1 protein-coding gene and 1 tRNA gene are annotated in these 1629 nt (G+C 48.8%); both read left to right on the top strand.

Annotation, left to right across the window (positions count from 1 at the left end; translation table 11 throughout):
- Positions 1-185 precede the first annotated feature (185 nt).
- Positions 186-938: a phosphate ABC transporter ATP-binding protein PstB gene (gene pstB / locus BZJ18_RS16965; RefSeq protein WP_217492729.1), complete on the top strand. Its 753-nt coding sequence runs from the start codon at positions 186-188 to the stop codon at positions 936-938.
- A 130-nt stretch (positions 939-1068) separates the two neighbouring features.
- Positions 1069-1159, top strand: a tRNA-Ser gene (locus BZJ18_RS16960).
- Positions 1160-1629 lie beyond the last annotated feature (470 nt).

The raw sequence follows: 1629 nt of genomic DNA, 5'->3' as shown, positions 1-1629 counted from the left end.
TATGAATGCCTGCGCCGTGATTATGCGTAAGCGTCTCGAGCGACGCTGGTAAGTCGGGAGAGAAAACCATGACGACAACAACCATGACTAACGGAACTCTTACAGAGCAAACAGTGAACACGACGCCCCAAAATACCGCAGCCCCCAAAGAAACCTGTGGTGTACCCTTTGTTGATAATCCGCGAATGACGGCGCGCAATGTCTTTGTGAACTACGAGCATGGCGCAAAACCGGCGATTGCAGACGTGAGCCTTGATATTGGCGAGAAAGAAGTTCTCGCGATGATCGGTCCATCAGGCTGCGGCAAATCCACTTTTTTGCGCTGTTTAAATCGAATGAATGACACCATTCCCGGCTGTGTGGTGACCGGCGACATCATTCTCGACGGTGAAGATATTCACCACAAAGAGACAGAAATTGTGGAACTGCGCTCGCAAGTGGGCATGGTTTTCCAGCGTCCTAACCCGTTCCCTAAATCGGTGTATGACAACGTGGCCTATGGCCCGAGAATTCATGGACTGATCGACACCAAAGCCGATCTCGATGAGTTAGTGGAGCAATCGCTGACTCGAGCCGGGCTATGGAACGAAGTGAAAGATCGCCTCGACCAGCCTGCCACAGGCTTATCTGGTGGTCAGCAGCAGCGGCTATGCATTGCTCGCACCATTGCTGTCGCGCCAGAGGTGATTTTGATGGATGAACCATGCTCAGCCCTTGACCCAATTGCTACCGGTATTATTGAAGAGCTGATTGCTGATCTGAAGAAAAACTTCAGCATAGTGATCGTCACGCACTCCATGCAACAAGCCTCGCGTGTGTCTGACCGCACGGCCTATTTCCACTTAGGGAGCTTGGTTGAGGTGAACAGTACCGAAAAAGTGTTCAACGACCCAGAACACAAGCTGACTCATGATTATATTAATGGCCGATTTGGCTAAATAAACGACGGGGCATAGGGTAGAAAAGCGCTGAAAATAGGCTTTTGCTGATAATTTCAGCACTTAAGTGCTGAAAAGTAAAAATGGACTTTACATCGCTCTGAGCAGCCTCTAGTATACGCACCGTTCCGGAGAGATGGCTGAGTGGTTGAAAGCACCGGTCTTGAAAACCGGCAAGGGTTAATAGCCCTTCTAGGGTTCAAATCCCTATCTCTCCGCCACATACCGAAAAGCCGCTGATTGTTCAGCGGATTTTTTGCATCTATGCCCCCGCAAACTTCCAAATCCTGACCTCACCAACATTTTAGGCGCTTGTGTCTAAACAGCTATTCTGCACTCTGGTACGCTTACCCTTATATTTCTGTCTGTTACATGGCCTTTTGGACGCCGCCAACCGAAGGGCGGTAGCGTGGAATTCAACAAAAGCACCCACATGGATGCACGCTTTCTCATGACCGATTCACACTTTCCTTAGGCGAAAAAATAAAAAACAGGAATAATCAATCGGTYAAAATTACAAGCGCGGGATAATGTGAACACCTCAACCGGGATAGGCGGCATGCACACTATCACCGAAGAGAGCTTGATGAGAGAGATGGAAAAACCGCATGCTTATCATGAGGTTATGGATAGAACAGGGCGTATAACGGTTTTGACAAATCGAGCACGCGCACTAATAAAATGTTAGGGC

Source organism: Salinivibrio sp. IB872 (genome assembly GCF_001995345.1).
Classification (GTDB): Bacteria; Pseudomonadota; Gammaproteobacteria; order Enterobacterales; family Vibrionaceae; genus Salinivibrio; species Salinivibrio proteolyticus.
Note: the sequence above shows the minus strand (reverse complement) of the source record. Positions and strands in the feature narration are given on the sequence as shown.